A 15,271-nucleotide genomic window follows, 5' to 3' on the forward strand; every position below is an offset into this window, starting at 1 on the left:
TGTATTATTTAATTTATTATTAATAGGATTAAATGAATGTTAGCTAGTAAATATTTATTTTTTACATCTAAAAATATAATAACAAATAATAAAATAGATAGTTATTATTTAATGACAAAAGCTGGTATGATTAAAAAATTATCTTCAGGTATATATACTTGGTTACCTACAGGTTTAAAAATTATTAAAAATTTTAAAAAAATAATACGTCATGAAATGAATAATATAAATTTTATTGAAATTTTAATGCCTATAATACAACCTAGTAATATATGGAAAACAAGTGGACGTATTAATGATTATGGAAATGAGTTATTTAAAATTTCAGATCGTAATAAAAAAAATTTTTTTTTAGGTCCTACTCATGAAGAAGTAATTACTTATTTAATTAATAATGAAATAAAATCATATAAAAATTTACCTTTAAATTTATATCAAATACAAGTAAAATTTCGTGATGAAATTAGATCTCGTTTAGGTGTAGTACGTTCTAAAGAGTTTTTAATGAAAGATGGATACTCTTTTCATATTGATGAAAAATCTTTAAAAAAAACATATAATATTGTATTAAATACATATAAAAAAATTTTTGATTTAATTAAATTAAAATATTATATTGTAAAAGGTGATAATAGTTTTATAGGTGGAAAAATTTCTCATGAATTTCATATTTTATCTAATAATGGAGAAGATTCTATTGCGTTATCAAAGTATGGACATGCATATAATATTGAATCAGTAAAATTTTTTATTCCTAAAATAAAATTAAATATTAATACAAAATTTTTAATTAAACAATTAATAAAAATTGATAAATCAGTAAATTTTGAATATATTGCTAAAAAATTACATTCAACAATAAATAATATTATTAAAATTATTATAATTAAAAATACAGAAAAAAAATTTCCTTTAGTAGCATTATTAATTAGAAGTGATTATGAAATAAGTATTTCTAAAATAGAAAAACTAAATAAAAATATATTTAAACCATTGTATATATTATCTCAAAAAGAAATTAGTCATCATTTTAAAATCAATAAATATTCTTTAGGTCCTATAAATTTAAATATACCTATAATTGCTGATTATTCTGTAGTTTCTATGATTAATTTTATAATAGGATCAAATATTAATAATAAATATTATATAAATATTAATTGGAAAAGAGATTTACCTTTACCAGAAAATATTCAAGATATTCGTAAAACATATAATAAAAAGTTTATTTTTGATAAAAAAAATTCAATAATAATTAAAAAGAGTATTGAAATAGCTCATATTTTTCAATTAGGTACAAAATATTCTAAATTAATGAATACTTTTATACAAAATGAAAAAGGGAATAAAGTTCCTTTATATATGGGATGTTATGGTATTGGAGTTTCTCGTATAATTGCTTCAATTATAGAACAAAATCATGATATAAATGGAATTTTTTGGCCTTCTTCATTACTTGCACCTTTTAAAGTCGCAATAATACCGATTAATATGTATAAATATAATTTAATTAAAAAAATATCTTTTGATATTTATCAGAAAATTACTTCTATTGGAATAGAAGTAATTTTAGATGATAGAAAAGAAAGTCCTGGAGTTATGTTTGCAGATATAGATCTTATAGGTATACCACATATGATTATTATCAGTAATAATAATATTATAAATAATAATGTTGAATATAAGTTTCGACAAACAGGAGAACAAAAAATAATATCTGTTAATAATATAGTTGATTTTATTTCAAATAAAGAAAAATTTAATTAATATTTTTTTTATTCCAAAAAATAAAAATTTTTTCTTTATTATCGTTTCCTTCTAAAGTTACTATATTATTTTTTAATTCAGCAATAAATAAATTGTTATAAAACAATAATGGAATATTATATCTTTCCCATATAGGAATATTTAATTTTTTCCATATATCATGTATTTTAGTTTTTTTTTTCATATTATTTAAAAAAAAATATTCACCAGTAACAAAAAATTTTATATATACTTTTTCTTTGTTTTTAGGTTTTCTTATTTGTAGAGTATTTTTTTTATATTTATTTAAAATAAATAATTTTCCTAAATTATTAGGTAATATAAATGGTAATGATATATTACTCCAATAATAAACTTTGTTTTTTAATGTGAAAAAATTTTTTATACAAAATAAATGAAAATTATATTTTCTAATTTGATAAATACCTATTTTTAAATAAGATTTATAATCTGATTTTGAACAAACAATATTTTTCCATATTATAGATAATATTTTTTTAGAAGGCATTTGACATTGATTAAATTCTATCCATTTTCTGATTATAGAATTTCTTTTTACAATGCTAAATTTATATAATGGAATAAAAAATAAACTATTATTAGATTGTATTAATCTTTTCATAACAGAATTTAATAATTCTGTTATTAATTCTTCTTGTTCACGACAAATAGATGAAGTTTTTAATACAGATTTTTTAAAAAAAGGCCATCTATTATGTATTTGGGGTAAAATTACGTTACGTAAAAAATTTCTGTCATATTTATTATTTAAATTACTCTGGTCTTCTACCCAATGTAAATTATTATTTATAGCATAATGTAATAATTCTTTACGACTTATATCTAATAAAGGACGAAATAATCTTAACTTATTTATGATATTTATTTGTGATATACCTGATAATCCCTTTAAGCCACTTCCTCTTTTCAAGAATAATAAAATAGTTTCATAATGATCATCTAAATGATGAGCTGTTACTATAATTTCGTTGTTTTCAATAAAATCATTAAATATTTTATATCGTTCTAAACGTGCTTTTTCTTCAATATTACCTTGTTTTTTATTTAAAATTATATTTTTGCATATAAATGGTATATTCCATTTTTGACATTGTAAAAAACACATTTTAGACCATTGATTTGAATAAAAATTTAGATTATGATTAACATGAATAGCTCTTAATTTTATATAAGGATATATTTTACGTAATTTTACTAAATTATATAATAAAACTGTAGAATCTAATCCTCCACTATATGCTACTAATATTTTTTGAAATTTATGTAAAATAAATTGTGTCTTTTTTTTAAAAATCATATATATATTGTGTAATAATTTTATTATAAATTTTAATTTAATAAAAAATTATATTTAATTTTATTAAATTATTTGTTTTATTTATTAAAATTAAATTTTAATTTTAATTTGTTTTTTTCTAAAATATATTTTAATTTTTTTAATAAAATTTCATCGATTAATATTTTATATGTTTGATGATATATTTTTATAATATTATCCTTATAATAAAAAAATATAGGTACTCCTTTAATATTAATATTTTCTAATAAAAAATTTTTTAAAATTTTAAAAAATTTTTTATTAGAAAATATTTCTTTTTCTTGAATAATTATTATTATACTATATATATTTTTTTTATGAAAAGTTTCAATATCTATTATATTATTTCCTTGAAACTTAATTTTTTTTGTAAAATGATCAAAAAATAAAAATCCTCTTATAATAAGAATATTTTCTAATGTTATTAAAGAAGAAAATTTATTAAAGATATCTAATGTTAAATTAACTTCTATTATTTCTGTATGATCATCAATGTCAAAAGCTATTATTTTATTTTTTTTCATATTATAAATATAATGTATATTACTAATAACTCCTGCTATTTTAAAATTTAAATTATTTTTTTTAAAAAATAATTTTATATTTTTTATATTATTAATTTTATAAAAAATTTTTATTTCTTTAGAATATTCAATAAAAGGATGACCAGATAAATAAAAACCTAAAGTATTTTTTTCTTTTAAAAATTTTTCTTTATTTGACCAAATTAAATTTAAATCATTTAAAATATTTTGATTTTTATTTATTAATTTAAACATATCTATTTGACCTGTTCTTTTTATTTTTAAATATTGTTGTGCTGTTCGTATAGTTTCATTTAATTTATTAAATAAAATGCCTCTATTATATTCAAAACAATCCATTGCACCTGAAGTTATTAACTTTTCTATAACACCTTTATTTATTTTTTTAAAATTTGTATTTATACATAAATTTACTATTGATTTATAAGGTCCATATTTTTTTCTAGTATTTAAAATATGTTTAGCTTGATGTTTTCCTATTCCTTTTATTGCTCCAAAACCATATATAATACTATCTTTTTTATTTACATGAAATTCATAAATACTAGTATTAATATTAGGTGGTAATAAATTTATTTTAATGTTACAACATTCATTTACTAAATTAATAATTTTTTTTGTATTATCCATCTCCGATGTTAATACAGCTGCCATAAATTCTGCTGGATAATATACTTTTAACCAAAGTGTTTGGTATGATATTAATGCATAACCTACAGAATGAGATTTATTAAAACCATAAGCAGCAAAATTTTCTAAAAAATCAAAAATTTTCATTGACAAATTAGTATCAATATTAAGTTTTTTTGATCCTTTTAAAAAATAAGTTCTTTGTTTTAACATTTCTTTATGTTGTTTTTTACTAATTACTCTACGTAAAACATCAGCTTTACCTAAACTATATCCAGCAAGTATCTGTGCTATTTTCATAACTTGTTCTTGATATAAAATAATACCGTATGTAGATTTTAATACTGATTTTAATTTTTTATGTTGCCATTTAATATTTGGATAAGAAATAATTTCTTTCCCATGTTTTCTATTAATAAAATTTTCAACCATACCAGATTGTAATGGACCAGGACGAAAAAGAGCTAATAAAGCAATAATATCTTCAAAATTATCTGGTTTTAATTTTTTTATTAAATCTTTTATACCTTTAGATTCTAATTGAAATATTGCAGTTGTATTAGCTTTTTTTAAAAAAGAGTAAATTTTTTTATCATCTAAATTAATAGAATTAATATCAACTGGTATTTTATTTTCCTTTATGTTTTGCTTATTAATTATTTTTAGCGCATGATTAATTACAGTTAATGTTCTTAATCCTAAAAAATCAAATTTTACTAATCCAATATCTTCTATATCATCTTTATCAAATTGAGTAACTATATTATCACCTTTACTATCACAATATATAGGAGTGAATTTTATTATTTGAGATGGTGCTATAACAACACCACCTGCATGTTTACCAATATTACGTATTGTACCTTCTAGTTTTAAACTAGTATTTACTAAATCTTTTACATTATTATCCAATTTATATAAATTAGATAATTTTTTATTTATAATAAAAGCTTTTTTTAGACTTATTCCAATATCTAAAGGAATTAATTTTGAAATGCGATTAACAAAATCATAAGGATATCCTAATACTCTTCCAACATCTCTAATTACTGCTTTTGCTGTCATAGTACCAAATGTTATAATTTGAGATACTTTTTCATAACCATATATACTCTTTACATGTTCAATAACTAAATCTCTTTTTTCCATACAAAAATCAATATCAAAATCCGGTAAAGATATTCTTTCAGGATTAAGAAATCTTTCAAAAATTAAATCAAATTTAATTGGATCAATATTAGTAATATTTAAACAATAAGCAACTAATGATCCAGCACCAGAACCTCTAGCAGGTCCAATAGGTATATTATTATCTTTAGACCATTGAACGAATTCCATAACTATAAGAAAATAACTAGGGAAACCCATTTGATTAATAACATCTAATTCTTTTAATAATCTTTGTTCATATATATTTTTTTTAGAATTTCTTATTTTATTATTAGGAAATAAATTTTTTAAACGATTTTTTAATCCAATTTTTGCTTTTTCTATAAGATAATCTTTATTATTTACACATTTACTAAATTTAGGTAAGAAATGTTTACCTAATGTTAAAAATACATTACATCTTTTTGCTATTTCTATACTATTTTCTAATGATTCAGGAATATCATAAAATAAATCATTCATTTCTTTAGAACTTCGAAAAAATTGTTCTGAACTATAATTAGATTCTTTTTTAAATTGATTTAAAGTATATCCTTTATTAATAGATACACGAATTTCATGAGCAAAAAAATCCTTTTTATCTAAAAAACACACATCATTTGTTGCAACCACAGGTAAATTAAAATCATTAGCTATATTTAAAATTAAATATATATATTTTTCTTCATCAATGCGATTAGTACGAGTTAATTCTAAATAAAAGTTATTTGTAAAATATTTTTTGTAAAAATTAATAATTTTTTTGACTAAAAAAATATTTTTATTTAAAATATTTTTTCCAACATCACCTTTAACACCTCCTGATAATATAATTAGACCATTGTTATATTTTACTAACATTTTATAAGTTATAAAAGGTCCAATCACATTATTATAACCATCTTTATAAGCATCAGATATAAGCAATTTTAAATTATGATAACCAATATTATTTTTAGCTAAAATTGTTATTTGAGTAAAATAATTATATGAATTAATACAATTTTTTATTATAAATTCACATCCAATGATTGCTTTAATTCCTGAATTATAAGATTTTTTATAAAATTTTATTAATCCAAATATATTAGTAATATCTGTAATAGCTAATGCAGGCATATTAAATTCAACTGTTCTCTCAACTAAATGTTCAATTTTTGCTAATCCATCTTTCATTGAATAATCACTATGAACATGTAAATGAATAAAGTTATTTTTGTTCATTTTATATATAAGATTTTTTATTAAAAATATTAACGTATAATTTCATATGAATATATATTTAATGCTAAAATTTTTTATTTAGCATTAAATAATTACTTAAAAAAAATTTTTTTATCTTTAAAATTTACACCTAAATAAATTTTATTAATTATATTTTTAATATTTTTTATAAAAGTAAAATTTAAAATTTTATAAAAATATTATTTTGTTAACTATATTTATTTTTTTATAATTTTTTTATTTATATATTATATATTATTATAATATATTATAATAAAAATTTTTTAAAAAAATTTTATATTTATATAAATTTTATTTAAATTATTTATTATAAATAAACTATTTTTATATTTTACCTATATTAAATTGAAATTGTTCAATTTGATCCTGATCATATTTCATTAGAGGATATGCATAAGAAAAAATCATTACTCCAAAAGGAGAATTCCATTTAAAAGCAATACCAATAGAAGATCTCATATTAGTTAATATATTTACTTTAGAAAAGTTATATAATTTTATTAAATAATTATCTTTAAGAAAAGTATCCCAAATATTTCCAATATCTAAAAAAATAGAAGTACGTATATTTTTTTTATATGATTGTTTTATAAAAGGAAGAGGAAAAATAATTTCAGTACTAAAATTAGCTATTAAATTACCTCCAATATAATCATGAGTTTTACAAATTATATGTTTATTTTTACAAAAATGTTTTGATGAATTATAATATATTGCTTTTGGACCTATATGATTTATTTTAAAACCACGTAATGTTTCTTGTCCACCTAAAAAAAAATTTTTATTGAAAGGAAAATTGCCATTTGTAAAACCATTACCATATCCAATATTATTTTTAAATAAAAAAATCAATTTTGAAAAAGGATTAAATTTATTATTTTTTATTAAGAAATATAAAGGAATATATGTAGAATTATAAAAATTTATTTTGTAAAAATAACTTTTAGATATCGGAATATTAAACATTATATTTAATATGCTCAAGTAACCCTTACTAGGCAAAAATTTATCATTTAAAGTATTTAAAATTAATGAATTATTTAAATTTAAATTATTTATAATATATTTATTCGAATTATTTAAGTTAAATTTATAACCTATTTTTTTTAAATAATTCCAAACAGATATTTGAGGTTTGACATTTAAAAAATTATTAATATTATATTCAAGATTATTTTGTATTTGTAAATTTTTACTAAGTGGATAAGTTAATATACCTGAAATACCTCTACTTCTATTTATAAGATTAGAATTTTTTATTTTAAGATTATGAAAAAATAATTTTGTACCTAAACTAACATTATTATTTAAAAAATAAGAATTCATTAAAGAAAATTCTAAATAAGTTTGTAATGAATCTATATTAACTTTAATATTTATATCATTACCTGTACCAAGAAAATTATCTTCTCCTACATCTGAAAGTAATGAAAAATTATGATGAGTACTATAACCAAAATGAATATTAAAAATACCACTATCACGTTCATTAACTTTAAAAATTAAATCTATTGTATTATTTAAATCATTATTTTTTTTTAAAAAAATTTCTATATTATTAAAATATCCTAATAAATTTAAACGTTTTTTAGTTTTTTTTATTAAATCACTATTAAACCAAGTATTTTCCATTTGTATGGTTTCATTACGCAAGATCTTATCTTTAGTTAAATAGTTCCCTAAATATTCTATTTTTCTTATAAAATATTTTTTACCTGTATAAATGTTAAATGTTATTTGAACAGAATGATTATTTATATTAAATTTATTAAAAATTTTAATTTTAGGATATAAATATCCATATTTTCCTAAAATATTTATTATTTTATTTTTAATTTGTATAATTTTATTATTATTATATAAATCTCCTGATTTAATTTTTATTGAATTTTGTATTTTATCTAAAAATTCTTTTTTATTAATAAAATATATAATATTTTCGAATATATATTTTTTATTTTCATTAATTTTTAAAGTAATATATATGTTTTTTTTATTTTTTGAAAAATTATGAGAAATAGATTCTATTTTAAAAAGAGCAAATCCTTGATTTAAATAAAAATTTGTTAAATTTTCTATAAAATTATGAACATATTGTGTATGATAATTATTTTTTAAAAAAAAGTCTATAAAAGATCTTCTAGAAATCCATTTTAAATAATAGAATAAATATTCTTTTGAATAATAATCATTTCCTAAAATATTTATTTGTTTTATTTTTGTAATTGTTCCTTCATAAATTATAAATTTAATAACAACATTATTATATTGTGAGTTTCTAATAATTTTAATTTTAACTTTAGAATTAAACATTCCATTATCTAAATAAATATGTTCTATTTGTTTTTTGACAAAAAATAATGCTGGATAATCAATTATGATACCTTTGGTTATTCCAATATTATTAATAATATTTACTAATACATCATTTTTAAGTAATTTATTACCGCTAAAAAAAATGTCAGAAATAGTAGGTTTTTCTAAAAATTTAATTACTATATGATTTTTATCTCTAAAAACATTTATATTTTCAAATATACCAATATCAAATAAAATATGAATTAATTTAGTTAAATCTTCATTTTTAATATAATCTCCTTTTTTTATAGGTAAATTTTGCATTATATTATTTTTATTAAAATTATTTAATCCAAAAATTGTGATTTTATTTATACAAAAAATATCGTTTCGATTAAAATCTATAGTTGTACAATAAATATTATTACTAATAATTATTATACATAAAATAAAATATTTAATTTTTTTTATATAAAATAAATATTCATGTTTATAATTGTGAAAAATCATTGATCAATGCAATCCCCATTATTAAGAATAAAAATATTAAACTAATATTATATATTAATTCTTGTGTTTTTTTTGATACTTTATGTCCTGTAATTTTAGTATATAATAAAAAAGATATTTGACCACCATCTAATACTGGTATAGGTAATAAGTTTATAATACCAAGATTAATACTAATTAAAGCTAAAAACATAAAATAATATACAAAATGATCACGAGATAATATTCCAGCATTATGTGCTATAGAAACAGGACCATTAATACTATGAAAACTTATATTTCCATGAAATAAATTAATAATAATAATTAGCATTAATTTAATTAATATATAAGTTTTACCAATTGCTTTAATAAAAGATTGATAAATATTATACCTATATGTTGTAAATTCATTACTATTTCTATAATGTAATACTTGTGGAATTAATCCTATAAATCCATTTTTTTTATTATATAAATATTCTTTATTAGGATTTAAAATAATATTTACATTTTTTTTATCTCTTTTTACAGTAATTAAAATAGATTTATTTATATTACTAGAAATAATTTTTTGAAAATCATACCAATTTGTAAAATTTTTTCCTTGTATTTTTATAATTTTATCTCCTACATTAAATTTTACTTTTTCTGCAGGTGATTGAGTAATTATCTGAGTAATAATAGGCGTTATTTTAAATCCTCTTGGCAAAATACCTAAACTTGTTATCAAATAATTTTTATTAAGTTTAATGAAATCTTTTGTAAGAATTATTTTTTTTTTAGATAAAATATTTGAATTTAGATTACTGACTTCTAAATCAATAAAATTTTTATGTATATTTTGAATTAATACTGTATTAACAGTATCCCAATCAGAAGTTTTAATTCCATTAACTTTTTTAATTATTGTATTCGGAGTTAATCCAGAAATATCTGCTAATGAAGAATAATAAATTTCATTAATAATAGGTTTATGAATAGGAAATCCTGTAAAAAAAACACTCCAATAGATCATTACTGAAAATAATAAATTAAATATAGGACCAGAAAGTATAATTAAACATTTTTTAAAAAAAGCTAAATTATTAAAATATAATAACTTATATTTATTTATATATTTAATTTGGTTAGTTGTAATATGATGATTATCAGGCATTTTGATATAACCACCTAAAGGTATTAATCTAATTACAAAACTAGTTCCATATTTATCACGATATTGTAATATTTTTTTTCCAAATCCAATAGAAAAACATTCAATATATATATTAAAATAACGTGCAACATAAAAATGTCCAAATTCATGCACCATTATTAATGTACTTAAAGTTATAATAAATATTATTATATCCCAAATAACATTAAACAACATATTAACTCCTCTAAACATTAAAAATATAAATAGTTAATTAAAATTATAATTTTTATAATTATTATTAATTATATATAAAAAATTTTATTTTTTATTTCTGATTAATATAAAAAAACATTTATATATAATAATTAAAATTTAAAAATTTTTGTAAAATATTATTTTATAATAATTTGATTATTAATTATTACCACCAAATCGACGTTTTCTTTTAGAAAATTCTTCTAAAGCATCTTTAAAATTTTGTTTATTAAAGTCCGGCCATAATATATTAGTAAAATAAAGTTCTGAATAAGCAATTTGCCAAATTAAAAAATTGCTAATACGTAATTCTCCTCCAGTTCTTATTACTAAATCTACAGGAATTATATTATTTAAACATAAATATTTAGAAAAATTATATTCATTAATTGTTTTAGGATTTAATAAACCTTTTTTAATTTTTACAGCAATTTTTTTTATTCCCGAAATAATATCCCAACGTCCTCCATAATTAACAGCTATATTTAAAATTAATCCATTATTATTTTTAGTAAAATTTTCAGCTTTAATAATAGATTTTTGTAAATTAATATTAAATTTACTAATATTACCAATAATTTTTAAACAAATATTTTTTTTTTTAAAATTTATTGTTTCATTATTTAAAACTTTAGTAAATAAATTCATTAAAAATGTAATTTCATTAACAGATCGTTTCCAATTTTCACTACTAAAAGCGTATAATGTTAATACTTTTAATCTATAATATAATGCAGAATTAATAATTTTTTTTACAGTATTTACCCCTTCTTTATGACCTGAAAATTTCCACATTTTTTTTTTTTTTGCCCATCTTCTATTACCATCCATAATAATAGCTACATGATTTGGATAAGATGTATTTTTTAATTTTAAATTTATTTTATTAATTATCATTTTAATTTTATTAATAATATTAATATACATTAGTTAATGTATTTCTAAATTTGTTTTTTAATATATATTTAGTATATTTACGTACATAATTATCTATCCATAATATATCATGAATAGATTTTGGATTATTAAAAGATAATGTATTAATTATAGTATGATTTAAGGAAGAAATATCATTAAATGATATTTCTTCCTTAATAAAAGATTTTATAGCTATTTCATTTGCTGCATGTAATATTATTGATGAAGAAATATTTTTTGTATAACAAACTTCAATCGCTAATTTTAAACAAGAATATTTTATATAATCTGGTTTTAAAAATGTTAAAAATTTCAATTCTTGTAAATTAATTTGTTTAACTCCGGAATCTATTTTAATAGGCCAATTTATCATACTAGCAATAGTAACACGTATATCAGAAATACTTAATTGTGTTGAAATACTACTATCTTTAAATTTCACCATAGCATTAATTTTTGATTCAGGATGAATAACAATTTCTATTTGATTTTTTTTTGCATTAAATAAATATTTACTAGCTATATATTCTAATCCTAAATTCATCATAGTAGCTGAATTAATTATTGATTTTTTTTTCATATTACCATGTGTATATTTACATACATCTTTCATATTAATATATTTAAATTTTTTTTTAGGAGTATGTAGAAAAGGACCACCAGAATGAGTAAGAATAATTTTTTTAATATTATTTTGATTAAAATCACAAAATCCTAATTGTTTTTGAATATTTGTAGGCATCATTTGAAAAATAGAACTATGATTTTTATTTAAAGGAAAAATTTTAGCTTGAAATTTTTTAGCTTCATACATTAAAATATTACCAGAAATTACAATTAATTCTGTATTTGCTAATAATACATTTTTTCCTGCTCTAATAGCAGATAGTACAGATAAAAATCCAGCTGTTCCATTTATAGCAGCAATAACTTGATCTACATCATCTAAAGATGCTAATTGTTCTATTTTTTGTTCACCAAATAAAATTTGTGTTTTTATTTCAGTATTAGATAAATTACTTTTTAATTTTTCAGCTGCATTTTGTTTTAACATAGCTGCATAGTCAGGATTAAATAAAATACATTGTTTAGTCATTAACTCTACATTACTATGAGAAACTAATACTTTTATTTTAAATAATTCAGGATTTGTTAATACTACTGATAAAACATTTCTTCCTATATATCCTGTTGAACCTAATATAGTTAAGTATTTCATACAATCCAATTATAATATTGAAAATAAAATATTTAATAAAATTAAATTTTTATTTAAAACTTAATAATTCTTTTTCTTTTTTTTTTAAAATATCAGATATATAATTTATATAGTAAATTGTTTGTTTTTGAATATATTTATATAATTTTTTTTCTTCATTTTCACTTATTTTTTTTTCTTTTAAGTAAAATTTAATTTTATTGTTAGAATCTCTTCTAATATTACGTATATTAATACGATTTTGTTCAGTTTCTTCTTTTATGATTTTAATCATATTAATTCGTCTAGATTCTGTAAGAGGAGGTATTATAACATAAATATTATTTGATGTTATCAATTTAATACTTAAATTTAAATTTGCTAATAATATAGCTTTTTCAATTTTTTTTAACATTAAAAAATCAAAAGGAGTAATTTTTAAAGTATTTGAATTTTCTACTACTATAGTAGCTATGTATTTTATTAATATAAATTTATTAGAAATTTTAATACTGATTTTATCAAGTAAATGTGGAGAAATTCTACTAATATATATTGTATTAATTTTATTCTGAAAAATATCTAAACACTTTTTCATATTTTTTTCATTATTCTGTAATATATAATTATACATATTGTTGTTCCATATATTTAAATTTAAATAAATTTAAAAATTTAATTATAATGATATTATCGTACCTTCTATTTCTCCCGTAAGAACACGATATAATGATCCTGATCTATTAATATTAAATATATGGATTGGAATATCATAATCACGAGCTAAAATAAAAGCAGTATCATCCATTACTTGTATTTTTTTTTTTAAAACATAATCATATGTTAATTTACTATAAAATTTTGCATCATAGTTTTTTTGTGGATCTTTAGAATATACTCCATTAACTTTTGTTGCTTTTAATATAGCATCAGCTTCTAACTCAATTCCTCTTAAAGAGACAGTTGTATCAGTTGTAAATAAAGGATTACCAATACCGCCTGATAATATAATTATATTATCTTTAATTAAGTTTCTAGCTTTCATTATATCATATTCATCACAAATACCATTTATTTTTATAGAAGACATTAAATAAATATTTTTTAAGTAAAGTTTCATAGAATTATATAATGCTAAACCATTTATTATAGTTGCTAAAATTCCCATTTGATCAGCAATTATACGATCAAGATTATTGTTTAAAACAATAGATTTACCTCTAAATAAATTTCCTCCTCCTATTACAATACCAATTTGTATTCCTAAAGGTAATATTTTTTTAATTTCTTGAATTATATAATTTAATTGATTAATATTTATAGTTATACTTAAATCATTTCTATCCTGTAAAAATTCACCACTGATCTTAATAATTACTCTTTTATAAATTAATTTATTTTTTATCTTCATAATATTAATTACACATAATTAAAATTTTTTATTTATTTTTTATTTTAAAATATATAAATATAACAATTAATTTAAAGTAGTTTTTCACCTAATTCAAAACGTATAAATTTAGAAATACAAACATTATTTTTATTTAAAAATTGTAATACTGTTTGATTGCTATCAAATAAAAATGGTTGATTAATTAAAGTTATATTATTTATAAATTTATTTATACGTCCTGTTACTATTTTTTCTATTATATTAGAAGGTTTTTTAAATTTTTTTGCAATTTCCATTTGTAACTTATATTCATTTTGAATAATTTTTTTAGATACATCTTTTTTACTTATATATTGTGGTTTTAATACAGCTATATGCATGGCTATTTTTTTTATTATTAACGGATTATTTATATTAGATTGTACTATTACACCGATACGTTTGCTATGATGTAAATATTTTCCTATAAAATTTCCTATAATTACACCTAAACGATTAATAATAATATTTTCTTTCATAATATTAATTAATTTTATTCTTTTTTCTTCAAAAATACTTTTTATATCAGTTATATTCGTAATTTTTTTTTCAAAAGAATATTTAATTATATCTTTAGCAAAGTTTTGCACTAAACTATGTTTAGCAACAAAATCTGTTTGAGAATTTATTTCTAATAAAATTCCATAATTATCTTGTATAAAATCTATAATAAATCCTTCTTTTGTTATAAGAACTGATTTTTTTATAGATTGTACTTTTGAAAATTTACGAATATAGTTTATAGCTAACTTTATATTTCCGTTTGTTTTTATTAATGCTCTTTTACATTCCATGATACCTATACCAGTAATATTTCTTAATTCTTTTACCTGATTAGCAGTAATTTTAATCATTAAATATCTCT

10 protein-coding genes are annotated in these 15,271 nt (G+C 18.2%); 1 reads left to right on the plus strand and 9 read right to left on the minus strand.

Annotated elements, in window-relative coordinates:
* Window positions 1-36: 36 nt before the first annotated feature.
* Window positions 37-1,767 (plus strand): proline--tRNA ligase, encoded by a 1,731-nt coding sequence (locus GJT80_RS01195; protein ID WP_168867572.1) that lies wholly within the window; start codon window positions 37-39, stop codon window positions 1,765-1,767.
* Here the strand turns inward: GJT80_RS01195 and tilS are convergent.
* The 9 genes from tilS to tsf form a co-directional block, all read right to left on the minus strand.
* Window positions 1,760-3,085, minus strand: a complete 1,326-nt coding sequence (tilS, locus tag GJT80_RS01200) for a tRNA lysidine(34) synthetase TilS (RefSeq protein WP_168867573.1) — start codon at window positions 3,083-3,085, stop codon at window positions 1,760-1,762. The genes GJT80_RS01195 and tilS overlap by 8 nt on opposite strands.
* 77 nt (window positions 3,086-3,162) lie before the next feature.
* Window positions 3,163-6,654: a DNA polymerase III subunit alpha gene (gene dnaE / locus GJT80_RS01205; protein WP_168867574.1), complete on the minus strand. Its 3,492-nt coding sequence runs from the start codon at window positions 6,652-6,654 to the stop codon at window positions 3,163-3,165.
* Between the two features lie 345 nt (window positions 6,655-6,999).
* The gene (gene bamA, locus GJT80_RS01210; protein ID WP_168867575.1) at window positions 7,000-9,483 is read right to left on the minus strand and encodes an outer membrane protein assembly factor BamA; all 2,484 of its coding nucleotides are present in this window, start codon (window positions 9,481-9,483) and stop codon (window positions 7,000-7,002) included.
* The gene (gene rseP, locus GJT80_RS01215; protein ID WP_168867576.1) at window positions 9,464-10,837 is read right to left on the minus strand and encodes an RIP metalloprotease RseP; all 1,374 of its coding nucleotides are present in this window, start codon (window positions 10,835-10,837) and stop codon (window positions 9,464-9,466) included. The genes bamA and rseP overlap by 20 nt, the downstream gene beginning before the upstream one ends.
* A 180-nt stretch (window positions 10,838-11,017) precedes the next feature.
* Window positions 11,018-11,755, minus strand: coding sequence for a polyprenyl diphosphate synthase (gene uppS / locus GJT80_RS01220; protein WP_168867811.1), 738 nt, complete (start codon window positions 11,753-11,755; stop codon window positions 11,018-11,020).
* Window positions 11,756-11,774: 19 nt separating this feature from the next.
* On the minus strand, window positions 11,775-12,995 hold the full coding sequence (gene dxr, locus GJT80_RS01225) for a 1-deoxy-D-xylulose-5-phosphate reductoisomerase (RefSeq protein WP_168867577.1): 1,221 nt from the start codon (window positions 12,993-12,995) through the stop codon (window positions 11,775-11,777).
* A 49-nt stretch (window positions 12,996-13,044) separates the two neighbouring features.
* A complete protein-coding gene (locus GJT80_RS01230; RefSeq protein ID WP_168867578.1) occupies window positions 13,045-13,572 on the minus strand; it encodes a ribosome-recycling factor in 528 nt (175 codons plus the stop codon).
* A gap of 81 nt (window positions 13,573-13,653) precedes the next feature.
* Entirely contained in the window at window positions 13,654-14,385 is a 732-nt protein-coding gene (gene pyrH, locus GJT80_RS01235; protein WP_168867579.1) for a UMP kinase, read from the minus strand.
* A gap of 71 nt (window positions 14,386-14,456) precedes the next feature.
* A complete protein-coding gene (gene tsf, locus GJT80_RS01240; RefSeq protein WP_168867580.1) occupies window positions 14,457-15,260 on the minus strand; it encodes a translation elongation factor Ts in 804 nt (267 codons plus the stop codon).
* Between the last annotated feature and the right edge of the window lie 11 nt (window positions 15,261-15,271).

The sequence above is a fragment of the Enterobacteriaceae endosymbiont of Plateumaris braccata genome, from assembly GCF_012563325.1.
Lineage (GTDB): Bacteria > Pseudomonadota > Gammaproteobacteria > Enterobacterales > Enterobacteriaceae.